The 303-nt window shown below is 47.2% G+C and carries 1 protein-coding gene; it reads right to left on the reverse strand.

Annotated features, from left to right (window positions below; translation table 11 throughout):
* On the reverse strand, positions 1 to 186 hold a 186-nt coding region (locus tag BZJ21_RS15810; RefSeq protein WP_394329767.1), incomplete at its 3' end, for a hypothetical protein.
* Positions 187 to 303: the final 117 nt, after the last annotated feature.

Here is a 303-nt window from a genome sequence, read left to right on the forward strand (position 1 = left end):
GAGCTTATTCGTATTATCATGCACCATCGCGGGCCGCATTGGGGTATCAGTCAACAGGGCAAATTCACCGCTATCAAGCTTTTCTTTAAATTGTGAAAAGCTCCCCCCATCAGGCATTACATTACCAAGGTCTCGCTCATTAAGCGCCTCAATATCGCCCTCTACTCGCCCAAACTCATACGCCATGAGCTCGGTCAGCCTAACGAGTTTATATCCCACCGCATTGTCCACCAATCAAGAACCATGGCGGTGTATTCTACTGAAGAGACCAGATTTTTGGATAGGTTTGTTGTCATCGTTAGG

It is taken from the genome of Salinivibrio costicola subsp. alcaliphilus (genome assembly GCF_001996185.1).
GTDB classification, from domain to species: domain Bacteria; phylum Pseudomonadota; class Gammaproteobacteria; order Enterobacterales; family Vibrionaceae; genus Salinivibrio; species Salinivibrio costicola.